We start from the raw sequence: 26333 nt of genomic DNA, 5'->3' as shown, positions 1-26333 counted from the left end.
ATTGGTAACTACTTCGAATTTTACCATAATACGGGACAACGCTTTAAATCAAACGCGCTTATGCAATAGATGATGCCGACGATACCTAGAATTCGTTCGAGCAGCCATTTCATTTTTGCGAAGCGCAGGCCCATGAACGCACATTCTTTCTCACAATTGATTGCGTCGAAAACCACACACGGTCGTTGCCGGCTGTGCGACAAAGCTCTCAATACGAGCTTCATGGACCTCGGAATGTCTCCGCTTTGCGAGAGCTTCCTGACGGCCGAGCAGACCGATGCGATGGAGCCGTTCTATCCGCTGCATGCGCTGGTGTGCGATAGCTGCTTCCTGGTGCAGCTCAAGGAATACGTCCAGCCCGAGCATATCTTCACCGAGTACGCCTACTTCTCCTCCTATTCGACTTCCTGGGTCGAGCATGCGCGGCGCTACTGCGAAATGATCAAGGGTCGGCTGGCGCTCGGCGCCCACAGCCGGGTCTACGAGATCGCCAGCAACGACGGTTACCTGCTGCAGCATTTCCTGCCGCTCGGCGTTCCCGTCACCGGCATCGAACCGGCCGCCAACGTCGCCGAGGTAGCGCGCAAGAAGAACATCCCGACGCTGGTCGAGTTCTTCGGTCTCAACCTCGCGCAGAGGCTGGCATCCGAAGGCAAGACCGCCGACCTCATCATCGGCAACAACGTGCTGGCGCAGGTGCCTGACCTCAACGACTTCACCGCGGGCATGGCGCATCTGCTGGCGCCGCAGGGCGTGATCACGCTCGAGTTTCCGCATCTCGAAAAGCTCATCAACGAGAATCAGTTCGATACCATCTATCACGAGCACTTCTCGTACTTCTCGCTGGTCACCATCGATCGCATGGCGAAGCGTCACGGCCTCAAGGTATTCGACGTCGAGGAGATCGGCACCCATGGCGGATCGCTGCGGGTCTATCTCTGCCGCGACGGCGCCGCGCACGCCGTGTCGCCGAAAGTCATCGCGCTGCTGGCCCATGAACGCCAGATCGGCTTCGAGGACATTGCGAGCTACGCCCGCTTCGCCGCCGGCGTTCACGATACCAAGCGCAAGCTGCTGTCGTTCCTGATCGCGTGCAAGGACAAGGGCGCCCGCATCTGCGGCTATGGCGCGCCGGGCAAGGGCAATACACTGCTCAACTACTGCGGCATCGGCACCGATTTCCTCGACTTCACCGTGGACCGCAATCCCTACAAGCACGGCCGCTACACGCCGGGCATGCACATTCCGATCTATCCGGTCGAGGTCATCAACGAGGTCAAGCCGGACTATCTGTTCATCCTGCCCTGGAACCTGAAGAACGAGATCGTAGCGCAGATGCGTCACGTCGGCGACTGGGGCTGCAAGTTCATCGTACCGATTCCGAGCGTGCACGTCATCGATCCCAAGGAAGTCTCGAAGGAGCTTTCGAAATGAAGGTCGTTCTTTTCTGCGGCGGACTTGGAACCCGGATTCGGGAATATTCGGAAAGCATTCCGAAGCCGATGGTGCCGGTCGGCCACCAGCCGATCATGTGCCACGTCATGCAGTATTACAGCCAGTACGGGCATGACGATTTCATTCTCTGCCTCGGCTACAAGGCCAACGTCATCAAGGACTACTTCCTGAATTACCGGCAGACCGCCAACAGCGACTGCGTCATTTCGGAGTTCGGCAAGAAGGTCGAGATCCTCGGCGACCGGCCGCCGGACTGGCGCGTCTCGCTGGTGGATACCGGCACCTGGCGCAACATCGGCGAACGCCTGATGGCGGTCAAACATCTCGTCAAGGACGAGGAAATCTTCCTCGCCAACTACAGCGACGGGCTGACCGACGCGCCGCTGCCGGAGATGGTCGAAAAATTCAAGGCCAGCGGCAAGATCGCCTGCTTCATCGCCATCCACCCGCCGATCAGCTTCCACCTCACCGAGTTCGACGAAGACGGCTCGGTGCAGCGGATTCGATCGAGCCAGGAATCCGATATCTGGATCAACGGCGGGTTTTTCATTTTCCGGAAAGAGATCTTCGACTTCATCAGGGATGGCGAGGAGCTCGTGCTGGAGCCGTTCAACCGCCTGATCGAGGGCGGTCACCTGATGGCCTACAAGTATGAGGGTTTTTGGCGCGCGATGGATACGCTGCGCGACCGCCAGGTTCTCGAGGACATGGTGGAACGTGGCGACACACCGTGGCGTATTCAACAGACGCTGCCTGATATCAAGGCCGCGTGATGAAGGGGCTGCAGCTTGCCAAACCGGGCGAGCGTCTCTCGGTTCTCTGTCTGGGAGCGCATTCGGACGATATTGAAATCGGCGCCGGCGGCACGCTGCTCAGTTTGATGGAACGCGGGGTGCAGCTCGACGTGCACTGGTGCGTGCTGAGCGGCGGCGGCATCCGCGACGACGAGGCAAAAAAATCCGCGGCCGACTTTCTCGCCAAAGCCGCCAGGGCCGAGGTCGAGGTGATGTCGTTTCGCGACGGATTCTTCCCCGAGCAGGGTGAAGCGATCAAGCAATGGTTCGAAGCGCTGAAGTTGAAGGTGAACCCGGATCTGATCCTGACCCACCGGCGCGACGATGCGCATCAGGACCATCGCAAGGTCTGCCAGCTGACGTGGAATACGTTCCGGGATCACCAGATCCTGGAATATGAAATTCCGAAGTGGGATGGCGATATCGGCCAACCCAACGTCTACGTGCCGGTGTCCGCCGCGGCGCTGAAGCGCAAGATCGAGCTGTTGATTTCGCATTTCGGCAGCCAGCGCTCCAAAAAATGGTTCGACGACGAAACATTTCGAGGGTTGGCGCGGATCAGGGGCATGGAGTGCTGCGCGCCGGAGCGTTACGCCGAAGCGTTTTTTGGGCGCAAGCTTGCCCTGATTTGACGATACGGCGCGCAAGTTCGCGCTGGCGCAGTACCGACCGAGACTTAACAAATTTATTCGAGTGAACATCGCGATGTGCAACGAACATTCCCCGCAGATTCACGCCGATGAGTGGGTCCAGGTCAAGTCAAAGGAAGAAATTCTGGCGACGCTGGACGCCAACGGGCGGCTCGACGAACTGCCGTTCATGCCGGAGATGCTCAAATATTGCGGCGCCCGGGTGAAGGTGGGCAAGCGCGCGCACAAGACCTGCGATCCCGCACTCGGCATCGGCGGCCGCAAGATGGCCAACACCGTCCATCTGTCGAACATCCGCTGCAACGGCGCGGCGCATGATGGTTGCGAGGCCGGTTGCCTGATCTTCTGGAAGGAAGAATGGCTGAATCCGATCAGCTCGCAGCCGGCAAAGGTTGACGCGGCTGCAGCACCGCTTGCGCCAACCAGCGCCGCCGGATGTACCGAAGACGTTCTGCATTCCAGCATCCGCGTTCCGATGGCGCCCGGCGAGACTGAGCAGCTCTATGTCTGTCAGAACACGCAGATCAAGTTCGCCACGCAACCGCTGCCGTGGTGGGATGTACGGCAGTACATCGAGGATTACACCTCGGGCAATGTGCGCCTGACCGAGCTCGCAATCGGCTTGCTGTACTCCATGTACCGCACAGTCGCCGAAGCCGGCGTCGGCGTGGGCTTTGCGATGCGCTGGGCCTACGATCAGTTCCAGCGTGCGATCGGCGGCGTGCCCTATCCGATCCGGCCGTACGGCGTTCCCAAGGGAACCCCGGTGCCGCGCGCGACGCTGGATCTGGAAGTCGGCGAGAAGGTTCGCGTCAAGCCTTATAAGGAAATCCTGAAGACCCTGGATTCCACCTATCGGAACCGCGGGCTGTATTTCGATGCCGAGATGGTGCCGTTTACCGAGCGCGAGTATGAAGTGGAGCGCCGGCAGAAGCAGATCATCGACGAAGCGTCCGGCAAGATGATCCGGTTCAAGACCGACGCCATCATCCTCAAGGATGCGGTCTGTGAAGCGCGCTACGCGATCTGCCGCCGCTTCTGTCCACGCGCGATCTATCCCTATTGGCGCGAAATCTGGCTGGAGCGCGTGCCCAAAGCCATGGTCAAGGCGGACTCACCGCAGATACCTGCAAGGACGATCATCTTGGCTGAGCCCGGCGCCGACAAGTATTTCACGGAAAACAAGGCCTATGCGGGCCTTGGCCGGGCCTCGCTGCACAGCGGCGTGATTTTCATCGCCGCGCGCGGCGCAAATATCTTCGTTCAACTGGCCTCGACGATCCTGCTGGCGCGCGTGCTCAGTCCCCACGACTTCGGTCTTGTGGCGATGGTGGTGGCGCTGGTCGGCTTCGCGCCGATGCTGATCGATCTCGGCACCAGCGAAGCTTCGACGCAAAAGACGCATATCACCCAGGCCGACATCAGCGCCCTGTTCTGGCTGAACATCGCGATCGCGCTCGTGCTGACCGTTCTGCTTGCCGGTGGCAGCAGCGCCGTTGCGGTATTTTTCGGTGAGCCGTCCCTGACCGGCATCGCGCTGGTGCTGTCGGCCACCTTCATCCTGACCGCCCTGTCGACCCAGCATTACGCGCTGATGCGACGGGCGATGCAGTTCCGTCACATCGCGATGATCGATATCTCCGCGAATTTGATCGGCAGCATCGTCAGCGTCGCCATGGCGCTGACGGGTTGGGGCTACTGGTCGCTGGTGGCCAAGCCGGTTGTGACCGCGGCCCTGACGGTGGTCTTCGTATGGATGAGCTGCCACTGGGTCCCCGGGCGGCCGCGTTTCTCGTCGGACGTCAAGGAACTGGTCGGCTTCGGTTTAGGCGTGACCGGCTTCACCATGACGGACTATCTGGCGAAATCGGCGGATCGGATTGCGATCGGCTATTTCCTGGGCGCGGGCCCGCTCGGCTATTTCCAGAACGCGTTCACGATATACAGCAACGTGCTCAGCATTCTCACCGAACCCTTGCACAACATCGCGGCCTCGAGCCTGAGCAAGCTGCGGAACGATATCGACGAACTCAAGCGTTCCTGGACGATGGCGCTGTCGTCGTTGAGCTTCTTCTCCGCGCCGGCCTTTGCGGTGCTCGCGGTGACCGGGCAGGATTTCGTGGTGTTGTTGCTCGGGCAGAAATGGGCGCCTGCCGGTCCGCTGTTGTGCATCTTCGCCGTGCGAGGCATTGCCCATGGCGTCGAGCGCACCATGGGATGGATTCACGTCGCGGCCGGGCGCGCCGATCGGTGGATGTGGTGGGGCGCCTTCAGCGCCGTGTTCCAGCTGCTGGCATTGGCGGCCGGCTTGCCGTTCGGCATTACCGGTGTCGCCATCGCCTATACGATTGCGATGTTTGCCTTGTTCGTCCCGGCGCTGGTCTATGCCGGACGCCCGGTCGGCATCGGCACAAGAGATGTGCTGCAGGCCGTCGGTCCGCAGACGATCGCGGCGCTCGCCGCCGTCGCCGTGGGCTTCGTGGTGCAGCAGGAATTTCTCGGCGAGCTGTCGCAGTTCATGCGCGTTTTCCTCTCCGCCATGGTTTGCGCGGCGGCTTACTTTGCCGTGGTGATCGGTATCTTTGGGGTTACCGACCCGCTGCGGCTCGTCTTTTCCGTGCTGCGCGACTTTCGTGCCGCTCGTTCACCAGCCAGTACTTGACCTCAGACGTTGGGCATTCCGATGCAACATCTCGAACGATATCTTGTCGAACTCGACAGCGGCCAGTCGGGCGCGGTTTCCCGCGTGGCGCTTGGCCTGTGCATTCCGCCGGTCTTTCGTGCGCTGTCCGGCGATGTTGACCGGATCTGGATCGACTTGGCCCTGTTTCTCGCATTGTTGATCGGACTGCGGGTGATCCCGGCCGTGCTGCGGAAGCTCCTGCCATTTTCTACTGAGGCGAAGCAGATCTGGTCCGATCGTCGCCAGATCGCCAAGCTGCATGACAGCTACCAATGGCAGAAGCTGTTCTGGGTCGGTCTCGGGCTGTGGCCCTATGCCGTCGCTGGCGGCGGCCTGCGGACTGGCGAATGGGTGTTGACGGCGATTTGCCTGATCGGTGGCGGCGCCGGATTGCTGATCTGGCGCAGGATCAATGCGGCGCCTCCCGCGCCGCAGTTGAAGGCGCAGGTTCTCGCTAAAAGCTGACCGGCTGCGCCGGAAGTTCGCGGCATTCGGAATAGACCGAGCGGTCCTGCAGGTCGGCGCGCTCCAGGCATTGCGCGGTGTCGCTGACGGTTCCCGCGACGCTGAAGTCATAGGCCTGGTTCTTGAACATCAGGACGTAACGCCCCGGCGATAGCGTGAAATTCGGATCGGCTGCCCGGATCACGACCATTTCCTGATTGCCGGGCACCGGCGCAATCCGCAGATCGACAGCTCCGCCACGTACCGCCCAGGTGTCTTCAATCGCCATCGACTTCGGCTTGCCGCCGGCGAACGCGGTCGCCTGCATGACTTTTGCGACGATACGCACCGAAGCGGTTTCAGGGACGCTGGTGGCCAGTTCACGGTGATAGACCACAAAGGACAGGTGTCCGTTCGCGAGCGGCGCCGGAGCCGGTTTCGAGATCGTGCTCGAGATCGACACGCGCGCATCGGGAACGCGGATCGGCAACGGTTCGAGCGGCGTCAATTGTCCGTCGCTGACGGCGTAGACGCCGTAGGTGTCGGGAGCCGCGAAGGCGGGCAACTGGCGGGCGATCGGCGTGGAGTTCGATGGCGCCGCGTGCGCGGCCTTGGCCACCGGCCAGGAGACCTGCGAAGAGACGTGGACCAGCATGTCAGCGACTTTTTGGCGCGCAGGCGCCAGCCAGGGCATTCCGCCCCAGAGCTTCATGGTGATCAGGCCGGTTCCGGCCAGCATCAGCACCGTGAGCAACGCGACCTTGGCGGCGAGGTTCAGGCGAATGCCTTTGGTCCGCGCCCCAGGATTTTTCGCGAGTTTCCGGACGCCGGGGACGATCAACGGCGGCGGCGTTTTCGCGCGTGCGGGCGCTGCCTTGGTCTTCGCATCGACGGTGCCGGCGCGGAGGTCTTGCCGGGCCGGCTGCGGTCGCAGCTCCGGCGGGCGGACAGGGGATTGCGAAGGGCGAACGCTGCGCGAGACACCCGGTGACTTGGTCCTGACCCCGAACTCCCGCGCGGGCGGCCCGTCAAAGCCCTTGGCACCGGGACGCCCGGTTTCGAGGCGTTGCATGCCTTTCAGTTCGCGCGCGATATCGAGCACCTCCTCGCGGAGGCGCTTGAGTTCGGATTTCTGATGCCGCTCGGCTTCGATGCGAAGCCCGTCATCGCTCGGGAGGCTGCCGTTGTGGCGCGATCGATCGGGCGAATGGGAAAACGGCGTACCCGGGCTGCGCTCTTCTGCGGCGGCATTCTGTTCGCGGCGTTGCGGTCCAGCCCGATGCCGTCGTGGCGCTGGCCGCGACGGCGCGGTGCCCGCGTGCTGAATGCCAGCTTCGGGATCCGACCTGCGATGACCGGCACTGTACAAATTACGCATCACGGCGAACCTCGGCCATAACTGTCGGAGCCCGAGTCAGGCCGGAAGCAATTTTGCCAGCAACTCGACGTCGGGCATCCGAAACACGGGGACGTCGAGGCTGTGCCAGTCCCGCAAATCGAGGCTGTCAGCGGAAGTAATGAGCCCTCCGTCCGTTGCTCCACAATTTCATGAATTCGTTAACCATATGTTTCGAGGGTTCATTAACTTTCGGATGGCGGATGCCGCCGGCAACCGCCGGTTTCCGGCGCGGACATGATCGCGGTGGTGAAAGATATCGCCTAGGCCTGCGACGCGATCCGGTCGAGCCGATCGGCGCGGGCGTCCATGCCGTCGGTCGGCGCCAGGCCGAGGATGTCGAACACGATTCCGATGCGATGCAGCCAGTCGTGCCGGCGCGCGGCTTCGCGGACGTTCTTGGCGCGCACCGTCTGCAACCGCACGGGGTTGCCGTTCAGATCCGCCAGGATATCGGCGATATCAGGGGAATCGAACGGGAGGTGGATCACCGCATCCGGCCAGTCGAACTGCCGCTTGAATTCATCGGTGCGCGGCGCCTCGCCGATCATGGCCGCGCCTGCGGCGACGCCTTCGTAGAAGCGTGCGGATATTTCGTCGCGACCCGCGGTGAATTCGGGATTGTTGACGTGGCTGCGATTGGCGATGAAATAGCGGCTGCGGTTGAGGATCGCCGCCAGCATCAGACGATGTTCCCCAGGGTTGTCGACGCGGAACGTGCGCTGCTTCAGGTCGGAGCCGCTCGCGGCCACCGTATCGTAGTAGTAGAAGCTCTGCCGTCGCTCGGCATCGGCCAGCAGGGCCTGATGCGTGACCGGTGAGCGGCGGCCGATGTTGCAGACATCGATCGGCCGCGGCTGATCCAGCGCCGCCGGCGCGAAACGCGGCACGTCGGTTGCGAGCGGAAGGTAGCTGCAGGGCCGGCCGGTGATGCGCGCGACGTCGTCGACGCAATGCCGCAGCCCGAGAAAGATATGATCGAAGCCGGACAGCAGCTCGAGCAGATATTCCGGTAACTGGTCGGTCCAGACCTCGGTGATGAAGCAGGCGGCCTTGCCGCAGCGCTGGCGCCAGTTGGGAATTGTCGCCAACGAATACAATTCGAAAGCGTTGCTGAAGACCGGAAAGAACAGTTCGTAATCGCGCTCCAGCACCACCTTGCCCCGCGGCGACGGCGCAAGCCCAAGTGCTGCGCGGGGCGATCCGGTGGCGGCGCGCGCCAGCTTGTAGGCTCGGCGGCAGAATTCGAGGGAGGGTAAATCGGTGGCGTCTATTCGCTCGGCACCGGTGACGGCCTGGAACGTATCCTCGAACTCATAGGCGAGGCAAAACGCGACCAGATCGGAAATCCGGCGCTGCGATAGGAGCAATACCTTGCCGTGCACGAGTCCGCGCCTACGATCGGTTCGACGTTTGTGGGTGCGACAAAAAAGCAACAAATCATGTTTCGGCCACAGTGACAATGCGCGCCGGCAGATCTCGCGCGACACCGTTAATTCGATGTAAGTCGTTCGGCGCGCGCCGCTGGCTGATGGGTTTCATGAGTCAGAACCCGCATTTCGTAAACGAGAATTAACCTGTTGTGGCCGCGCGGACACGGTCGTGCAAATCTGTCACACATTCCAAGATTGTGCTGTCGTTCTTCCTGTGTTCGCCAGAGTTCATGATCGGATTTGCTGGACGCGCGTATGCTGTGAGTCGGGTCACGGGCTACTGGTGAATGCTTCCATGGGGAGTTCCGACATGCCAGCCTATATCCATCATCACGATGACATCGAGCCTGCTTTCGTCATTTGTCCGAGCTGCGTCGGACTTTCAATGTTCGTGCGCGACGTCGAGCCGCATTGGAGCATGGCGAAGATCGACTTCACCTATGAATGCGCCGACTGCGGCGCGGAAATAAAGCAGACGATCATCAAGCATTGATCCGTTGGTTCGTAGGGTGGGCAAAGGCGCCCTTGCGCCGTGCCCACCATCAACATTCTCAACAGAGACGGTGGGCACGCTTCGCTTTGCCCACCCTACGAAGCTGCCAAACTAAATCTGTCGCACCACACCCGGCCGGCCCAGGCCGCATTCCAGCGCATCGCGGTCCCATTTCGCAGCCACCGCCGCGGCTTCATACGTGCTTTGCAGGAAATCGAGCAGCGCCTTGTCGGGATCGGCGGCCGCGCGCACGGCATCGTAGGGCAGCACGAATTCGCCGAGCGCTTCGCTGAAGAACGCCGCGTCGGGCTTTATCTTCGCGGCACGGAAGCCCGCAGGCTCCGGATAGGCATAGGAATAGAACGCGGGATAATCGATGGCACCGCCGCCCGGCCAGAAGCCGGCGCTGCTGACTTCGTGCGAATAGGCCTCCTGCACCACGTCATTGGGCAGGTTCGGCACGCCACCGGGATGGCGCGGTGCGCGGCGGCCCGAGAAACGCGTCACCGCGAGATCGAAACTGCCCCAGAAGAAATGCACCGGGCTCGCCTTGCCGAGAAAGCCGGTTCGGAATTGCTTGAAGACGCGGTCGCAATTCACCAGGATCTGCAGGAAGCGCCGCACCGCATCGGGATCGTAGGACGCGTGCATGGTGTCTTGCGAGAACCGCACCGGCTCCGGCAATTCGTTCGGCATCTCGTCGATGCTGACGGCAATGCCGAGTTCGGTCAGGGCTGCCAGCGTGGCGGCGTAGAAGCTCGCGACCGAATGCCCGGCCAGCGCGAATTCGCGTTGCGCGCCATCGCTGGTCGCGATGCGCAAGGCGTGATCGATGAAATCGAAATCGATCTGGAAGGTTCTGCTGCCATCCGGCACCGGCGAGGTCGTCAGCCCGCGCGGGGTGACGTAGAGCGTCACATGCCAGGAATGGTTCAGCCATGGCGTCCTGGTCAGCCGGATCTTGCCGACGATCTGGGTCCATAGCTGCACCGTCGCACAGGTGTCACGCCACGCTGTGGTCGGCAGCTCCGGCCACGGGGCTTGTGAAATGCTGCTCATGGCTGGATCCCGTGCGTGCTGATCGTGAAGGCAGAAGGCTATCACGGTTTGGTGTCGCGCACCTAAAGCCCAGGTCCAGCCTTACGATCTGGAGCCTCACGATCTGGTGCATTCCAGACAGCGCCGCTGGCCGCGGCGGCGTTCGAGAAGGAGAACGCCGCCGCTATCGCGTCAGCCATGCAGTTTTTTTGCCGTCTCCGCGATCGTGCGTCCTTGATAGCGCGCGCCGGCAAGCTCGTTTTCGCTCGGCTGGCGGCTGCCGTCGCCGCCGGTGATCGTGGTGGCACCATAAGGCGCACCGCCGGTGATCTCGTCGAGCCTCATCTGGCCGGCAAAACCATAGTTGAGGCCGACGATCGTCATGCCAAAGTGCAAGAGATTGGTGATGATCGAGAACAGCGTGGTCTCCTGGCCGCCGTGCTGGGTCGCGGACGAGGTGAAGGCGCCGCCGACCTTGCCGTGCAGGGCGCCCTTGGCCCAGAGGCCACCGGCCTGGTCGAGGAAATTGGCCATCTGCGACGACATCCGGCCGAAGCGGGTGCCGGTGCCGACGACAACAGCGTCGTAATTGACGAGTTCTTCGATCTTGGCGATCGGAGCGGCCTGATCGACCTTGTAATATGACGCCTTGGCGACATCGGCCGGCACCAGTTCGGGTACGCGCTTGATATCGACCGTGGCGCCGGCTTCGCGCGCGCCTTCGGCGACGGCATTCGCCATCGCCTCGATGTGACCGTAAGCGGAATAATAGAGCACGAGTACTTTGGCCATGATGGCTCTCCTGTGAGTGGGGGTTGGTTCGGTTTGATTTGAAAGCGAGCCGTCATTGCCGGGCTTGACCCGGCAATCCATCACGCTTCGGAAGGAGTCTTTCGAAGAAGGATGGATGCCCGGGTCAAGCCCGGGCATGACGAGTGTGAGGCTTACGCCGCGTCGACCAGCACCAGTTCGGAATCTTCCAGCGCCGTGATGGTGAGCTTGGCTTCATCGCGGATCGCGGCGCCGTCGCGGGCGTTGACGCGCACGCCGTTGACTTCGACGCTGCCGGCCGCCGGCACCAGATAGAGGTTGCGGGTCTTGCTGGCGTCGTATTCCGCGCTCTCGCCGGCCTTCAGCGTGGTGGCGAGCACCCGCGCATCGGCCCGGATCGGCAGCGCATCCGCATCGCCGGCAATGCCGCTGGCGATGGTGACGAGCTTGCCGGAGCGATCCGACTTCGGAAACGGCTTGGCGCCCCAGGTTGGCTGGCCGCCCCTGCTGGTCGGCTCGATCCAGATCTGGAAAATCCGCGTCTTGGTCGGCTCCAGATTGTACTCGGAATGACGAATGCCGCTGCCGGCGCTCATCACCTGCACGTCGCCCGCTTCGGTGCGGCCCTTGTTGCCGAGGCTGTCCTGGTGCGTGATCGCGCCTTCGCGGACATAGGTGATGATTTCCATGTTGGCGTGGGGATGGGCGGGAAAGCCGGTGTTCGGCGCGATCTCGTCGTCGTTCCACACCCGTAAGCTGCCGTGGCCCATATTATCAGGGTCGTAGTGGCTGCCGAACGAGAAGTGGTGCTTGGCCTTCAGCCAGCCGTGGTCGGCGCCGCCGAGTTTTGCAAATGGTCTGAGTTCGATCATGGGATATTTCCTTCGTTGAATGTTCTGCGGAGGTGCCGGGCGCTGTGCGCGCAGCTGTCGGGATTTGAATTAGGCGCCGAAGCCGCCGTCGACGTTGAGCACGGTGCCGGTCACGAACGAGGCCTGCGGGCTGGTGAGGAATACGACGCCGGCTGCGATTTCCTCGGCGGTGCCGTAGCGTTGCAGCGCGTGCTGCGTGCGCTGCGCTTCGGCGAAGTCGCCGCCATCCTTCGGGTTCATGTCGGTATCGATCGATCCGGGCTGCAGCACGTTGACGGTGATGCCGCGCGGGCCGAGGTCGCGCGATGCGCCCTTGGTGTAGCCGACGATCGCAGCCTTGGACGCGGCGTAATCGGCAAGCCCGGGGAACGAGGCGCGGGTGGCGATACCGGAGCCGACGGTGACGATACGTCCGCCTTCGCCCATCAGTTTCGACGCCGTGCGGATCGCGGTAATGACGCCGTGAACGTTGATGTCTTCCTGGCGGGCCAATGCGGCGGTATCGGCGTTGGCATCGTCGACCGCGCCGCTGACAGCGACGCCGGCATTATTGACGAGGATGTCGAGCCGGCCGAATTGCCTGGCGACGTCCTTCACCAACTGTTCGACCTCGGCCGAGGAGGCCTGGTCGGCCTTGTAAGCGCGGGCTTCCACGCCCTTGGCCTTCAATTCGCGGACCACCGCTTCGGCCTTGTCGGGCGAGGAGACATAGCTGATGGCGACGTTGGCGCCTTCATCGGCAAGCGCGCGGGCGCTGGCCGCACCGATGCCGCGCGAGCCGCCGGTAACCAGGGCAACCTTGCCCGAGAGTTTCTTGGTCATTGGATTTCTCCGTTGCTTGAATTCCGATGGCCATTGGATATGCCTCCCGTCGTGGTATAGAAATAGAAACTAATGAAACTCATTGTTTCCAATATTGGTCTTTGAGGCGACAGCCATGTCCAAACTGCCGGATTTCGAAGCGCTCGCGATTTTCGCAAAAGTCGTGGAATTACGGTCGTTTGCGTCCGCCGCAACCGAACTCGCGCTGTCCAAGGCCACGGTGTCGAAGGCGGTCAGCCGGCTGGAGCAGCGGCTCGGGGCAAGGCTGTTCAACCGCACCTCGCGCCGGCTGGCGCTGACCGACGCCGGACAAAAACTCTCCGCCCACGCGGCACGCCTGCTGGCCGACGCCGAGGCGGTCGAAAACGAAGCGCTGTCGCAAGCGACCGCGCCGCGCGGGGTGGTGCGGCTCGCAGTGCCGATGACGTTCGGGGTCAAGGCGGTGGCGCCGCTGCTGCCGGAATTCCTCGCAGCCTATCCGGAAGTCTCGATCGATCTCCACCTCAGCGACGCAACGGTCGATCTGATCGGCGAAGGTTTTGACGCCGGCCTGCGCATCGCGCGGCTGCCGGACTCTTCGCTGATCGCGCGGCGGCTGTGCGCGATGCCACGCTACACGGTGGCGGCGCCGTCCTACTTGAAGCGTCACGGCCGGCCGACGCATCCGATGCATCTCGCTGAGCACAAATGCTTCGGCTACACCTATCTGTCGACACCCAACCTCTGGCACTACACCAACGCATCGGGCGAAGAGGCGAGCGTGCGCCCCGCCGGACAACTCCGTGTCAACAACGGCGAAGCGCTGTTGCCGTCGGTCGTCGCAGGGCTCGGCATTGCCGATCTGCCGGACTTCATCATCGGCGATGCGATCGCGTCGGGCGAGGTCGAGGTGATCCTGAAAGGCTGGAAGCAACCGGAAGGTGCCGTGCATTTGGTAACCCCGCCCGGCGGCCCGCGCCCCGCCCGCGTCGAGGTGCTGGCGGAGTTTCTGGCGAAGAAGTTTTTGAAGGGGAAGGGGCGGGGTGGGTAGGGCGGCCGGAGTGTGAACACCTAAACCAGGGAAAGCGGCTGCCGGACGTCGGCTTTGGTGCGCACGGCGGACTCAGGTTGGACATGGCTCCATGTCGCAAAGTGCCATAAGCAGGCTTCCGTCCGTTCTCCGAGAACAGGAGAATTGCTGAATGACAAAAATGTAAGTGGGTCACGAACCTGGCTTGCCGTCTGCCGCGCCAAGGTCGTGACCCGCAAACCAGTGTTTTACCGCCGTACGCCAACGCGATTGACGCCACCATTTAAATTGCCACCGGCGTTATGACGGACCGCAGCGCGCGCCACCGGACGAGGCCTGAGCACGGCGCCTGCCCGGGCAACGCAGCCGGTCGGATATTCAACGTACTGGCAGTACACGACCGCCTTGGCTGGGGCTGGATTGAGAGTGAGACCTGCTAGCCCCAACAAGGCGCTAGCAGCAATCCCGGCAACAGTCGCTGACTTGATCGAAGGACGCTTCCTCGGATGCATGGCAGACCTCCTCTTCGTACTTGCGTCACTGAAAGGTGACGGGAGCCGCCTCAGGTGCGGCTCAACATAGCGTGGGCGCCAAAGGATCGCTGACGTTGACCTAGATCAAAGGAGGGTCTGCCTACCTTGGCCCTCACATCATGCGGCTGTAGCCAGCGACCCGTTACGGGCGATGATGATTTTTGGTTCTCTCGCGTTCTGGTCCGCCAAGCTCGGCGCTTGACTTATGGACTTGCGCAAAGCCGCTTGCTTCTTCTTGAAGCGGCAAAGAGCGCCTTTGCCGACCCTGTGGGTTCAGGCTAGGTTACCTCCAACAAGCAAAACAAAATCATTTGGGGGAACTGCCGATGAACCGCCGCGACCTGCTCAAAGCCGCCGCCGCACTCCCGCTCGCACACACCGCGCTCTCGAACCCGGCCTTCGCCCAAGCCCCCTTTCCCTCGCGCAACATCACCATGATCGTGCCGTTTCCGCCGGGCGGGCAGGCCGACCTCGCGGCGCGTCCCACAGCGCAGGCGCTGGAGCGGATTCTCGGCAAGCCCGTCATCGTCGACAACCGCGCCGGCGGTGGCGGTGGATCGGTCGGCAATGCGCAGGCCGCGCGCGCCGAGCCCGACGGCTACACATTGTTGATGACGCTGTCGTCGCTGGCGGTGCTGCCCGAAGCCGACCGGCTGTTCGACCGGCCGGTATCGTATGAAGTCGCGCAATTCGCGCCGGTCGCGCGCGTGCTCGCCGATCCGACGTTGCTGGCGGTACCGGCTTCGGCGCCGTGGAAGACGCTGCAGGATTTCGTCGACGACGCCAAAAAACGCCCGGGACAGATTCCCTATGGCTCGTCCGGTCCCTACGGCACGCTGCATGTCGCGATGGAAATGTTTGCCGCCAGCGCCGGCATCAAGTTGCTGCACGTGCCGTTCCGCGGCGCCGGTCCGGCGCTGACGGCGCTGTTGAGCGGCACGGTGCAGGCGCTGGCTTCGGCGCCAGGCACGCTGAAGCAGCAGGTCGACGACGGCAAGATGCGGGTGCTGGCGAACTGGGGCGCCGAGCGCGTCGCGAGTTTCCCCGATCTGCCGACCTTTAGGGAGTTCGGCTACAAGGATGTCGAATTCTACATCTGGGCCGGCTTGTTCGCGCAAAGCAATTTGCCGGCGCCAATCATGACGCGGCTGCGCGAGGCGATGGCGCAGGCGGTGAGGGCGCCCGAGGTGGTCAAGACTTTTGAGACCGCCGGCAGTCCGATCGCCTATCAAGATGCGCCGGAATTTTCCAAGTTTGTCGCCGAGGACAGCGCGCGGCTGGTCGCGGCGGTGAAGAAGATCGGCAAGGTGGAGTAGGGAACCCGCTTCACATTTTTTTGTAACCGTTAACGTGCGATGGCCGCATTCCCACGGCAGGTTCGCGCCCATCGCCGCGCGGAACCTCCGCGTCAATTCATATGACAACGAAAGGACCCATCCATGCCAACGCAGCGGATTGTCCTCACCTGTTCCCTGAACCTTTCCTTGGGCCTTGCGACGATGATCGGTATCGCTGCGGCAAGTCCCGCTTGGTCGGAAGAATATCGCGGAACCTGGGCGCAGCAGATGGCCTGCACTCCCGACGTGATGCGGCTGTGCAGCGATCAGATTCCCGACGTGACCCGGATCGTGGCCTGTCTGCGGCAGAACACGCCGTCGCTTGGCAACTCCTGCCGTGCGGTATTCGAATCCAATGCCAGCGCCGAGCAGCCGCCAACCCGCGTGCCGCCGCCGCCGACAACGCAGCGGCCGCGCGCGGCGCAGCCGGCACCTCTCGTTCAGCCGAGGCCGTCCTACGATAACGACGACTAGCGTCGTCGCTCAGAGCGTTTTCAAGCGAAGCATGCCCTCGGACTTGATCCGTGGGTGGACACCGGTTCGCGTGTAGAAAACGCGTCAAAACAAAAATCTTGGAGCCCTGTGCCGATGAATCGGAACGGGGCTCTAAGGTTTGTGCTCGCACACATCGACCCACTCGGCCGCGGTCAGTTCCGCCATGCGTTCAGGTGCAATGCGCACCGCGCTGTGGGTCGAGCCTGCGGCCGGCACCACGATGTCGAATGCCTTCAGCGAGACGTCGCAATAGACCGGCAGCGGCGTCTTCAGTCCGAACGGGCAGACGCCGCCGACTTCATGGCCGGTGATTTCGGCAACTTCGTCGACGCCGAGCATCTTCGGTTTGCCGCCGAACTGCGCCTTCACCTTCTTGTTGTCCATCCGCGAGGTGCCGGCCGCCACGATCAGCACCACGCGGTCGCCGACCCGTAAGCTCAGCGTCTTGGCGATCCGCGCCGGCTCGACGCCATAGGCTTCGGCGGCGAGAACCACGGTCGCCGAACTCATCGTCGATTCAATCACGGAAATGTCGGACGCCTTCTCGGCGAAGAAGGCGCGAACGGACTCGATGCTCATGGGGTCAGGACCTTGCCACCAATGCGGGCAGTTCGGAGAGGGCGTGGATGCGATGATCGGGCGCGAGCCCGAGTTCGTCCATCTGGGTGCGGAGTGCCTTGAACATCGTCAGCGGCGCGACGAGCTCGCTATTGACACAGGCCTGTGCCATCGCCTCCGGGCTCACCCGCTCGATCCAGGCGACGTTGAGCCCGAACGCCTTGGCGCCGCAGGCGTCCCAGGGATTGGAGGAGATGAACAGCACGTCGTTCGGCGGGATCTGCAATGTGGATTCGATCAAGGTGTAGGCATCCGGGCTGGGTTTGAAGATCTTGTTGGCGTCGATGCTGATGGTGGCATCGAGCAGGCGGTCGAGGCCGGAATTCTTCACCAGCGCATTCAGCATATCGGGGCTGCCGTTGGAAAGGATCGCGAGCTTCTTGTCCTTCATCGCGCTCAATGAGGCAAGTGCGTCCGGATAGAGATCGAGGTGCAGATACTTGTCCATGATGCCGGCGAATACCTGCTCGTCGTATTTCAGGCCGAGGCAGCGCAGCGTGTAGGCCAGCGACTCCCGCGTCACCACGGAAAAATCCTCGTAACGCCGCATCAGCGACCGCAGCCAGGTATATTCGAGCTGCTTGATGCGCCAGATCTGCGTGATGATCTCGCCATAGCCTGGAAAGGCCTGTTCGGTGACGGTGGCGACGGATTGAATGTCGTAGAGCGTGCCATAGGCATCGAACACGACGGCTTTGATAGGCACGATAGATACTCTTCTGTCTGATTGCGCCGCGGTTGGCCGCGGCGAGTTTCGTTTGTCGGTATCCACCGATTTACCTCGGAACCACGCCGGTGTGAACTGGCGGCAACGCAGACTGCCAGAATCACCAGCACTGCGACGCTGACGCTTTGCGCCTGGATACCAGCGAGATCGCGGGCACGCCGATGACGACCGCCGCATACGCGCCGCGCCGATCATGGCGCGATCTGGCCAGTCTGCGTCATATACTCGATCAGCGAACTGCATCGCGCTTGATTTCAACAGCTTGAATCACGCCTACTCGGTTCGCAACGTCGAGTGTACAGGTCCGAAATGAGCCGGATAGCGGACATATCGAAGATATGGCAAAATCGACGCGAATGACCCGAAACGGTCGTCGGCCATGCCGGACAGCGGCCCAACATACTGCTATAAGCGTTGAGCTTCCTAAGATGCTGTCAGAACGGGCAACTTGCCTGAGCGCAGCCGAGGCGCCTGCGGTCGATTGCCCGACGATGTTATCCGCGCATTCTCGCGCTTCGATGTGCCTGAGGGTTCTGGGAAATGACTTCGACAGCGCAGGGTACGGAGCGACATTGACGAGGAGGGGCGGCATTGTCGGATATTGTCAGGGAATTGCAGAAAGGTATCGCACGCAAGAGCGCCGGCAGACGCCCCTTTTCGTGCATTCGAGATCTCCTCGCCGACCATGCGGAAAATGCGCCGGAGCGCCACGCCATTCTGGCCCCCGCGCGCCTCCCGATGGCGTATGGCGCGCTGTGGACGCAGGCGAATGAGGTGGTTTTCGGGTTGCGGAACATCGGCGTGCGCCGAACTGACAGGGTCGCGGTGGTGTTGTCGGACGGACCAGAGGCTGCAGTAGCGGCGATCACGGTTGCAGCCGGCGCAGTTTGTGTACCTCTCAATCCGGGTTTCACCTGTGATGAATACCAACGTTATTTCGGCGAATTGCACCTAGCGGCGCTATTGACGCACGGTGACTTGAACTCGGCCAGCCGACGCGCCGCCCACATCCAGGGCGTGCCCGTGATCGATGTGTCGATGCGGCCCAACGAGGCGGCCGGCGCGTTCACTGTTGTCGGTCGGGCGCCGCAACGGCTGGCTGACGATGAGTTTGCGTCCGGCGCTGACGACGCGTTCATCCTGATGACATCTGGCAGTACGTCGCGGCCCAAAACGGTCCCTCTGACCCATGCGAGCGTCTGTCTGTCAGCCGACAATGTTGGCGCCGCCTTGGAGCTTGAGGCCCGCGACCGATTGCTGAGCGTGCTGCCTCTTTTTCATGGGCATGGCTTGATATCGGGACTTCTGGCCACGCTTGCGGCAGGCTCCAGTGCGGTCTGTCCGCCAGGCTTCGATGCATCAGCGTTCTTCGGCTGGCTGACGGAGTTTCGACCAACCTGGTACACGGCGGTACCGGCAATCCATCGCGCGCTATTGGCAGCGGCGGATCCCTACAGGCGGGCTGCGCAGCGGTCTTCCTTGCGGCTCGTTCGTTCGGCTTCGACGTCTCTGTCGCCTGAAGTGCTCGACGGACTGGAAGCGTTGTTTGGTGTTCCCGTTATCGACACCTACGGCATGACGGAGGCCGCCACCCAGATAGCTGCAAATCCCTTGCAGCGGCGAAAGCGCGGTTCAGTCGGCCGGCCGGCGGGCCCCGAGATCGCGATACTGGACAGTGCGGGCCGTCCCTTGCCATCCGGCAAACGTGGAGAGATCGCGTTGCGAGGTCCCACCATAACTAGAGGGTACGACAATGATGCCGCAGCTACCGAGTCCGCATTTCAGGACGGCTGGTTCCGGACCGGCGACCTCGGATACCTGGACGCCAACCAGTATCTCTTCATCGTTGGTCGCATCAAGGAGATCATCCATAAGGGCGGGCAGAAGGTTGCCCCCGCCGAGGTAGAGGGCGCCTTGCTGAGCCACCCGGCTGTGATCGAAGCCGCTGTTTTCCCTGTTCCTCACGAGCGATTAGGCGCGGACGTCGCCGCCGCTATCATGCTGCGTCAGGACGCAAAGGTGAGCGCACAAAGTCTCCGAGACTTTGCCCGAGGACGCCTGGCCGGGTTTAAGGTCCCTGGCCTCATCCTGATTGTGCCGGAGATCCCGAAAGGCGCCGGCGGGAAGATCAAGCGCAATGAACTTGCGGCCGTCTTTTCAAAGACCCGACCAATCCAGGACGGCGGCAAGGGAGTTGCCCCCAGCTCGGAATTGGAGCGTCAGCTGGCCGGTATCTGGAAAGACATCCTGGACATCGATCAGATCAGCGTTGACCAGGATGTCTTCGCGCTCGGGGTAGATTCACTTGCCATGACGCAGATGATTTTGCGTGTGGAAGAGCGCTTCGGCATCACCCTGTCGTTCGAGGATATCTTCAATTCGTCGACCGTTGCGGCTCTTGCGCTTCGCCTTGACTCATCAAAACAGGGGGCCGGCTCGTTGGCGCGCCCGCACGATCCGCCAACGGAGATCTCGCGCGCTGATCGAGATGGTCCACAGCCGGTGTCCATCGTGCAGGAGCGCATGCTACGCATCGAGCGAAAACTACCCGGTTTGCCTCAGTTCAATCTGCCGTTCGCTTATCGATTGCAGGGCCGACTAAACATTCCCGTGCTCGAGCAGAGCCTTGCCGCGCTCGTGCGTAGGCACGATATTCTGCGCACAGTGTTTATCTGGCAGGGTGAGGTTCCTCTCGCTCGCGTCGTGCCGGACGTCGATGTCAGATCAATCCTGACCGTGAAGGATTATGCAGCCCCGGCGCATACCGGAGATGCCCGGGCCAAGGAACTTCTGCTGGTAAAGGCGAAGTTGGAAGCCGAGCGGGGCTCCTTGGCGCCGATCGACACGAACAATGCGCCACTGTTCCGGGCCTATATCTTCCGGCTCGACGTTAGGGACCATGTTTTGCTTCTGGTCATGCACGATATCATCATTGATGGCTGGTCGATGGCAATCTTCATGGAGGAGCTTTCGGAGATCTATGCAGCTACGATTTCCGGTGCGAAGGCGCAGCTGCCCGAACCACCGTTTCAGTTTTCCGACTTCGCTCGCTGGCAGCGTTTGTGGTCCAGCACCGAGGAAGCAAACAGACAGTTCGCTTACTGGAAGCGGTGCCTCGACAAAGCCTCGCCTCCATTTGCGGCCCCGAAAAGCAGCGTTGGAGGCGAATTGACCTCGCGCGTTCTCCAGGAACCATTTCAAATATCGAACAATCTGGTGACGCAGCTGAGCGCCATGAGCCGTGACCGGCGCGTAACTCTGTTCATGAGTCTACTCGCCGGTTTCAAGACCATGCTGCTGCTCCGGAGCCAGCGCAACGACATTTGCGTAGCGACTTTGATGGCCAATCGGCCTCAACTCAGGACAGAACGCGTGATCGGTCCGTTCGCGAACACAACCATCATCCGCACCCAACTTGATGCTGATCTGACCTTTAGCGAAGCGCTCAATCGCGTACGCAAGGCCGTCTTGGAGGCTTACGCCAGACAAGAACTACCCTTCGATATCATTGCCGGCCGACTAGCGGAAGAAACCGGCTTGTGCCCGGCATCACTCGTTCAAGTTTATTTCGTTCTCCAAGTTGCGTTCCGCCGCGCGCTCCGGCCGCCCGATCTGACGGTTCGGCCGTTCGGCTACCAGGAAGAACGGTCCGCCATGCCGATCGATCGCGCTTGGCTTTCGATAACCCTCAAGGACACCCCGTCGGGGATTACCGGCATATGCGGACGTAAGGACGACTTGTTCAAGCCAAACACCGTCCAGAATTGGATTGCCGATTACACGGCAATCTTGGCCAATGCGGCCGCAAACCCCAACGAGCAGCTTGGCCGATTGATGGATCCTTGAAACGATCAGGTCAGTCGCACCAAGCCGGTGAAAAAAGTGCAACGCTTTGTGCCGGTGTCCTGCCACGCGCAAGGTCGCCCAAAATTCGTCCGATCCGAGTATCATCCAGCTTGATTATCCACTAGAAATTGTCGACAATTCAGCCGCGTACTGGACAAGGGATTGATCAAATCTAGTTTTGCCACTTGGAGGCGGACATGTGTAGATTTGCAGTGGATCTCATCGACTTCGAGGAATTGAGCGCGGCGCAAAGGAAAGCACTGCTAAAGGACCTACAGAAGCGCAGGGATGCTCTGCAAGCGCAGCTGGAGGGTGTGAATGAATCGCTGAAGGGCGTCAACCAAGCGCTCAAGACGGTCCAGAAAGTATCAAAGCGCCGTTAGTGCCCGGGCCGCTAGCGCCCGACAAGGCTGCAACCCGGTCTCCGTGCTTCATCCGTGCCGGGGCTCCGTGATCGGAGCTCGAGGCAGCCCCGAAACATGGGCTTGCCGAATGCGGAAAAGACGGCGGAGCGCCTGACCAAAGGGCACGCAAAATCGACGCTGCTCCGGACGGCAGGGTGTGAAGCCCTTAGTCACGTCATGGCCGGCCACCGTTGCGGCTGTGTCAGGGTTGAATTCCGAGCACCTTAAGTATTGGCGTCCACTGGGTGTAATCTTTCTCATGCATCGCTCGTGCCTCGGCACCGGATCGCCATACGTGCTCAAATCCGACATTTTGTAGTTTATCCTGAGCACGTTGCGATGCTTGCCGGAAAATCTCGGAGAGTCGGGCGACGTCCTCCGCTGATGTTTCCGGCGGAGCGAAGATGCCGACCCATCCTTCCGTCTCAATCCCGCTGCCGGTTTGCGCAAGAATGCGAAGCGAATCTTGAAAGGGGAGAAAGTCTGGAAAAGGAACAATCGCAACCGCGACGTGCCCCCCAAGGACACTGAGGATCGCCGGCGCCGACCCTTGATAGGGCACGTGTACCATCGGCACTCCGTAGTCGTTGAAAAGCTTTGTACCTATGAGATGGGGAATGCTGCCGGCGCCTGCGGTGGCTACGGTGCGATATTTCTCCTCGCGCGAGGCTTCCTGCATGTATTCAGCAAGATGCGCGGGAGCGTCTTTTCTCGTGACAGCAACGTATGGGAAGGTCGCCAAAATTCCGATGGGCACGAGCCCGCTTTGAGGAGACGTTCTGAGCGACGACGTGGAGGACATGAACAAGAGTGTCTGCGTCCCCTTTTGCCGAAGTACCCAATCCGCCGCGATTCCCCCTCCTGCACCAGGTCGATTTTCCACGATCGTCGAGGTTCGCGTAATCTGCTCTGCTGCTTCAGCAACGATTCTGGCTGCGGTTGAAGAGGTTCCCCCTGCCGCAAATCCCACAACCAATGTAATCTGCCCATCATTCGGCAGTGCGGGACTGGAGAGCATCACAAGCGCGGCGAGAAATAGCGGCGTGAGTCTCGTCATGCGGTAATCCTTTTTCGACGAGTATCGCGTTTTTCAAAGACAACTGGACCACGCGCCCTTCAAGGCCGCAACCTCCGAAAGAACGTTATCTGACCAGCTTGGCGCTGTCCGGCCCGCTGCGGGCGCGCCCCATCCGTCCGCGAATCGCACGCGGTCGCTGTCAAAACAGGCAGAATTCGATACCGAGGTCGATCTCGCCGATCTCGTACGCGGGCTGGCACGGCCTGAAGGACACCGGTGTTCGGAGCCCGATAGACACCTCCTGCTTCCGACAATAGACTTTGATTAAAGATCGGATCGGATCAGGGCGAGCTTTTATGGCCGCAGACCGTGTGGAACGGCGACTGAGTGCTATTTTCGTGGCCGATGTGGCTGGCTACAGCCGCCTAATGGGTGCTGATGAGGAGGGTACGCACGCCCGGCTGAACGAACATCTGTCCGCGCTCCTCCATCCCGAGATCGAAAAGCACAGCGGACGGCTCATCAGAAGCGCCGGCGACGGAGTGTTGGTGGAGTTTGCCAGCGTGGTCAGCGCGATGCGATGCGCCGTTGCGATACAGCGTGGCATGATCATCCGAAACACCGATGTGCGAATTGAGAAACGGATCGAGTTCCGCATTGGCATCAATGCCGGCGACATCATTATAGAAGGCGGCGATATCTTTGGAGACGGGGTAAATGTTGCGGCTCGGCTCGAGGCGCTTTGCGAGCCGGGCGGTATCTGTGTGTCGCAACGCGTCCGAGAAGATACGCAGGATAAGCTTGACGTCGAATTCGAAGATAGTGGCGAGCATCAACTGAAGAACATTGCGCGACCGGTGCGGGTCTATCGCGTGTCGTTCGGCAATGCTCCGGCGCGATTGGCGCTTGCGCTTCCCGACAAGCCATCGGTCGCTGTCCTGGCTTTTGAGAATATGAGTCGCGACCCGGAGCAGGAGTACTTTGCGGATGGAATTTCGGAAGACATTATCACCGAGTTGTCCCGCTTCTCCGACTTGTTCGTGATCGCCCGCAATTCGAGTTTTCGATACAAGGGCAGAGCGGTTGATTTGCGTCAGGTGGGGCAAGAACTCGGCGTGCGCTATGTTCTAGAGGGCAGCGTTCGGCGGGGCAATGACCGAGTTCGGATCTCGGCGCAGCTGATTGATGCTGCAAGTGGCGTCCACCGCTGGGCCGAGCACTATGATCAGAAGTTAGAGGATGTATTTGCGATTCAGGACGACGTTGCGCGGACAATCGCCGCAATTCTGGTCGCGCATGTGAACATGGCGGAAGCCGAACGCACCTTGCTCAAGCCGCCCGCGACTTGGCAGGCCTACGATCACTACATGCGCGCGGCTGCGGCCTGGATATCGTTCCAGTCCTCGTGGCAAATGGCGGAATTATTGAGGACACGAGGGCATCTTGCGGATTCGCTGGCCATCGATCCGAAATATGCCCGTTGCTATGCAATGCTGGCCAGCACTCACCGGGTGGCTTGGCTCAATCCCCTGAACGATGAATATTTGAGCCCGACTATCCTTGACTTGGCTATCAAATTGTCGCGCACGGCAATTGCGCTCAATCCGAGCCTGCCCGAAGCCTATGCCGAATTGGGCTACAACATCATCCGGAAGCGTGACTTCGACGCAGCGACTGCCGCCGCCGAAAGAGCGCTTGCGCTAAACCCCAATTTCGCGGATTACCGCCTTGCGCAGATATTTTACTCGGTGGGAGAGCCGGTCAGAGCTATTGCCATCGCCAAGTCGCAAATGCGCCTTGATCCATTCCATCCGCATTTTGCACCGTTGATGGCCGGCGTAGCTCACTACCACCGCAAGGAGTACCACGATGCCCAACATTGGTTGACTGAAGCGATTGGCCGCGCGCCGAATCACCAGTATGGCCACGCCTTCTTGGCCGCGACATACGCTCAACTGGGACGAATGGAAGATGCTCGTGCAGAGGCAAGCGAGGTTCTACGCCTGAATCCAAGATACAGCATCAGCGGCACCCAGCAGCAGGTATCCATTCTCAAACGCGCCGAAGACTTGGAGCACCTGGTTGACGGGCTGCGAAAGGCCGGCCTTCCACCATAGTCTTGGCGAAAGGCGCAGCGGCAAGACAGTCGCCCTGTCGTCTTGCGCGGTGGTCGCTCGGCCGAAGTTTGCTTGTTGCACCTTTGAGACATGCCGACGGACTCTGAGAATGTCCGCTCATTGGGGGCAGTCCGCAAAGCGTCTGCCGGCTCAACCGGTCGACGCAACACAGGCGTTAAATCTCTCTGCTGGCGTTTCAAATTGCAAGGTCTCGCGTGGTCGTTCGTTTAGCTGACGAGCCACTTTGTTCAGATGGGCTTGCGAATGCACCGACAAATCGGTGCCCTTTGGAAAATACTGTCTCAGCAGGCCATTGGTATTCTCGTTCGACCCGCGCTGCCACGGGCTTTGCGGGTCGCAAAAATAGACATCGATGTTGGTCGACATCGTAAAGCGGCGATGATCCGTCAGTTCCTTGCCCCGGTCCCAGGTCAGGGACTTATACAGCTCTTTTGGTAGCTTCTTCGACTGCTTGATGAGCGCATCGACTACAGTCCGGGTGTCCTTGCCTGCCACCTTGGCCAACATCACGTAACGCGTTTGACGCTCGACCAAGGTCGCGATGTAGCTGTTATTCGGCCCGGACAGCAGATCGCCCTCCCAATGGCCAGGCACCGCCCGATCTTCAACCGCAGCCGGTCGCTGACGGATTGAGACGGCATCCTTCATATGTCCCCGTCTATCGCCATTCGGATCAACCGGTCTGGAGCGACGCATCGAGCGCGTCGATCGAAGATGGCAAAGCAGCTCTTTTTTGAGCACGCCGCGCGCTTGGACAAACAGGCCGCGATAGATGGTCTCGTGTGACACCTGATTGCACTCGTCTTCAGGAAACGTTCTCTTCAGCCAGCCGGCGACCTGCTCGGGTGACCAATCTAATCTGAGCTTCCTTGCCACCACCTGCCGAAGCCGCGGATTGGTCGCCAGCTTACAACATTTTGGACGACGAGATCGTGCCCAGGCATTCTCGTCCGCAACTGTCGCCCGGTAGCGATCACAGCCGCCATTGCGGCTCATTTCACGGCTCACCGTCGAGGGCGAGCGGCCAAGTAATTTGGCGATCGACCGGGACGATTGGCGTGCCGTAACGCCCTGGAAATCACCTCGCGTTCCGCAAGCGTCAATGCCAGCCTGGAGCGACGTCGCTCCGAAGGACGAAACCCTCCATGCGGGGAAACCACAAAATAGATCGACGATGACTGCTTACCAAAAGCTCGTCCGATCGCCTTCAGCGACTCCCCGCGCTTCCAACGGTCCCATAATTCCGTCTTTTCGGCCGTGGTAAACCCTCTATGAAATCTCCGCTCCATCCCACACTCCATCTTTTCCTCTAAGATAAAGTGTTGCGTCGATCGGTTGAGACCGCCGTCGGATAGCG

At 61.1% G+C, this 26333-nt stretch carries 22 protein-coding genes and 1 pseudogene; 12 read left to right on the top strand and 11 right to left on the bottom strand.

Features of this window, described 5'->3' with window-relative positions:
- Nucleotides 1-132 precede the first annotated feature (132 nt).
- The 5 genes from BLR13_RS12780 to BLR13_RS12760 all read left to right on the top strand — a co-directional run bounded on the left by BLR13_RS12780 (nt 133) and on the right by BLR13_RS12760 (nt 6047).
- On the top strand, nt 133-1434 hold the full coding sequence (locus BLR13_RS12780) for a class I SAM-dependent methyltransferase (RefSeq protein ID WP_074823631.1): 1302 nt from the start codon (nt 133-135) through the stop codon (nt 1432-1434).
- A complete protein-coding gene (locus BLR13_RS12775) occupies nt 1431-2228 on the top strand; it encodes a sugar phosphate nucleotidyltransferase (RefSeq protein WP_074823635.1) in 798 nt (265 codons plus the stop codon). The genes BLR13_RS12780 and BLR13_RS12775 overlap by 4 nt, the downstream gene beginning before the upstream one ends.
- Nucleotides 2228-2881 (top strand): PIG-L deacetylase family protein, encoded by a 654-nt coding sequence (locus BLR13_RS12770; RefSeq protein ID WP_074823639.1) that lies wholly within the window; start codon nt 2228-2230, stop codon nt 2879-2881. Before BLR13_RS12775 ends, BLR13_RS12770 begins: the two co-directional genes overlap by 1 nt.
- Before the next feature lie 73 nt (nt 2882-2954).
- Nucleotides 2955-5561: a lipopolysaccharide biosynthesis protein gene (locus BLR13_RS41695; RefSeq protein WP_244525165.1), complete on the top strand. Its 2607-nt coding sequence runs from the start codon at nt 2955-2957 to the stop codon at nt 5559-5561.
- A 21-nt stretch (nt 5562-5582) separates the two neighbouring features.
- A complete protein-coding gene (locus BLR13_RS12760) occupies nt 5583-6047 on the top strand; it encodes a hypothetical protein (protein ID WP_074823642.1) in 465 nt (154 codons plus the stop codon).
- Here BLR13_RS12760 and BLR13_RS12755 read toward each other — a convergent pair.
- Both BLR13_RS12755 and BLR13_RS12750 read right to left on the bottom strand, forming a co-directional pair.
- Entirely contained in the window at nt 6037-7404 is a 1368-nt protein-coding gene (locus BLR13_RS12755) for a hypothetical protein (protein WP_143039744.1), read from the bottom strand. The two genes, BLR13_RS12760 and BLR13_RS12755, sit on opposite strands and share 11 nt — an antisense overlap.
- Before the next feature lie 281 nt (nt 7405-7685).
- The gene (locus tag BLR13_RS12750) at nt 7686-8807 is read right to left on the bottom strand and encodes a glycosyltransferase (RefSeq protein WP_074823647.1); all 1122 of its coding nucleotides are present in this window, start codon (nt 8805-8807) and stop codon (nt 7686-7688) included.
- 358 nt (nt 8808-9165) lie between these two features.
- Between BLR13_RS12750 and BLR13_RS12745 the strand changes: the two genes are divergently transcribed.
- Nucleotides 9166-9348, top strand: coding sequence for a hypothetical protein (locus tag BLR13_RS12745; RefSeq protein WP_074823650.1), 183 nt, complete (start codon nt 9166-9168; stop codon nt 9346-9348).
- A gap of 111 nt (nt 9349-9459) precedes the next feature.
- Here the strand turns inward: BLR13_RS12745 and BLR13_RS12740 are convergent, their stop codons facing one another.
- The 4 genes from BLR13_RS12740 to BLR13_RS12725 form a co-directional block, all read right to left on the bottom strand.
- Nucleotides 9460-10407 (bottom strand): DUF5996 family protein, encoded by a 948-nt coding sequence (locus BLR13_RS12740; protein ID WP_074823652.1) that lies wholly within the window; start codon nt 10405-10407, stop codon nt 9460-9462.
- Between the two features lie 171 nt (nt 10408-10578).
- Nucleotides 10579-11178, bottom strand: a complete 600-nt coding sequence (gene wrbA, locus BLR13_RS12735) for an NAD(P)H:quinone oxidoreductase (protein ID WP_074823655.1) — start codon at nt 11176-11178, stop codon at nt 10579-10581.
- A 152-nt stretch (nt 11179-11330) separates the two neighbouring features.
- A complete protein-coding gene (locus BLR13_RS12730) occupies nt 11331-12029 on the bottom strand; it encodes a pirin family protein (RefSeq protein ID WP_074823658.1) in 699 nt (232 codons plus the stop codon).
- A gap of 69 nt (nt 12030-12098) precedes the next feature.
- Nucleotides 12099-12851 (bottom strand): SDR family NAD(P)-dependent oxidoreductase, encoded by a 753-nt coding sequence (locus tag BLR13_RS12725; protein WP_074823660.1) that lies wholly within the window; start codon nt 12849-12851, stop codon nt 12099-12101.
- Nucleotides 12852-12966: 115 nt separating this feature from the next.
- On the opposite strand from BLR13_RS12725, the gene BLR13_RS12720 reads away from it, so the two are divergent.
- Nucleotides 12967-13881, top strand: a complete 915-nt coding sequence (locus BLR13_RS12720; protein ID WP_074831589.1) for a LysR family transcriptional regulator — start codon at nt 12967-12969, stop codon at nt 13879-13881.
- A gap of 227 nt (nt 13882-14108) precedes the next feature.
- Here the strand turns inward: BLR13_RS12720 and BLR13_RS41690 are convergent, their stop codons facing one another.
- Nucleotides 14109-14372 (bottom strand): hypothetical protein, encoded by a 264-nt coding sequence (locus BLR13_RS41690; protein WP_074823663.1) that lies wholly within the window; start codon nt 14370-14372, stop codon nt 14109-14111.
- A gap of 347 nt (nt 14373-14719) precedes the next feature.
- Here BLR13_RS41690 and BLR13_RS12705 point away from each other — a divergent pair, with 347 nt between their 5' ends.
- Together BLR13_RS12705 and BLR13_RS12700 are read left to right on the top strand one after the other, a co-directional pair.
- Nucleotides 14720-15709, top strand: a complete 990-nt coding sequence (locus tag BLR13_RS12705) for a tripartite tricarboxylate transporter substrate binding protein (protein ID WP_074823666.1) — start codon at nt 14720-14722, stop codon at nt 15707-15709.
- Nucleotides 15710-15832: 123 nt separating this feature from the next.
- Nucleotides 15833-16204 (top strand): hypothetical protein, encoded by a 372-nt coding sequence (locus tag BLR13_RS12700; protein WP_074823668.1) that lies wholly within the window; start codon nt 15833-15835, stop codon nt 16202-16204.
- A gap of 132 nt (nt 16205-16336) precedes the next feature.
- Here the strand turns inward: BLR13_RS12700 and BLR13_RS12695 are convergent, their stop codons facing one another.
- A complete protein-coding gene (locus tag BLR13_RS12695; protein ID WP_074823673.1) occupies nt 16337-16804 on the bottom strand; it encodes a YbaK/EbsC family protein in 468 nt (155 codons plus the stop codon).
- Between the two features lie 4 nt (nt 16805-16808).
- A complete protein-coding gene (locus tag BLR13_RS12690; protein WP_074823675.1) occupies nt 16809-17549 on the bottom strand; it encodes a haloacid dehalogenase type II in 741 nt (246 codons plus the stop codon).
- Nucleotides 17550-18161: 612 nt separating this feature from the next.
- Between BLR13_RS12690 and BLR13_RS12685 the strand changes: the two genes are divergently transcribed.
- Complete coding sequence (locus BLR13_RS12685; RefSeq protein WP_074823678.1) at nt 18162-21416, top strand: AMP-binding protein; 3255 nt, start codon at nt 18162-18164, stop codon at nt 21414-21416.
- A gap of 197 nt (nt 21417-21613) precedes the next feature.
- Nucleotides 21614-21799 (top strand): hypothetical protein, encoded by a 186-nt coding sequence (locus BLR13_RS12680; RefSeq protein ID WP_138833647.1) that lies wholly within the window; start codon nt 21614-21616, stop codon nt 21797-21799.
- A 223-nt stretch (nt 21800-22022) separates the two neighbouring features.
- On the opposite strand, the gene BLR13_RS12675 is transcribed toward BLR13_RS12680, so the two are convergent.
- A complete protein-coding gene (locus BLR13_RS12675; RefSeq protein WP_074823684.1) occupies nt 22023-22877 on the bottom strand; it encodes a Bug family tripartite tricarboxylate transporter substrate binding protein in 855 nt (284 codons plus the stop codon).
- A gap of 317 nt (nt 22878-23194) precedes the next feature.
- Between BLR13_RS12675 and BLR13_RS12670 the strand changes: the two genes are divergently transcribed.
- The gene (locus tag BLR13_RS12670) at nt 23195-24955 is read left to right on the top strand and encodes an adenylate/guanylate cyclase domain-containing protein (RefSeq protein ID WP_074823688.1); all 1761 of its coding nucleotides are present in this window, start codon (nt 23195-23197) and stop codon (nt 24953-24955) included.
- Nucleotides 24956-25105: 150 nt separating this feature from the next.
- Here the strand turns inward: BLR13_RS12670 and BLR13_RS12665 are convergent.
- Nucleotides 25106-26265: pseudogene (locus BLR13_RS12665) on the bottom strand (IS30 family transposase).
- Between the last annotated feature and the right edge of the window lie 68 nt (nt 26266-26333).

Source organism: Bradyrhizobium ottawaense (assembly GCF_900099825.1).
Lineage (GTDB): Bacteria > Pseudomonadota > Alphaproteobacteria > Rhizobiales > Xanthobacteraceae > Bradyrhizobium > Bradyrhizobium ottawaense_A.
This window is presented reverse-complemented; position numbering and strand designations above follow the sequence as displayed.